The 271-nt window shown below is 47.2% G+C and carries 1 protein-coding gene; it reads right to left on the reverse strand.

The genetic code is table 11. The features are described from left to right. Positions 1–271, reverse strand: a 271-nt coding sequence (locus GTN70_11600) for a DUF255 domain-containing protein (GenBank protein NIO17604.1), incomplete at both ends; no start/stop codon positions are given.

A 271-nucleotide genomic window follows, 5' to 3' on the forward strand; every position in this document is an offset into this window, starting at 1 on the left:
TCTGACCACCTGCATCCTTCACAACCTTTCCCCGGTAATCGAGAAAGAGGAGCAGGCAGTCATGCTTGTAATCATACTCTTCTCCCAGGCCCCTTTCCTGGAAGTCGAGCTCTTCCGACAGATCGATTTTCACCGGCACAAAATCCCTGTTCAACTTGTCAATGATGAGGGTATTGCTATAGATGTTCTTTTCCATTGCCATACACCGGTGACAATTGTATGGCATGCTAAAATCGACAACCATGGGTTTTTTCTCGGCCCGAGCTTTCTT

It is taken from the genome of Deltaproteobacteria bacterium (assembly GCA_011773515.1).
Classification (GTDB): Bacteria; Desulfobacterota; Deferrimicrobia; order J040; family J040; genus WVXK01.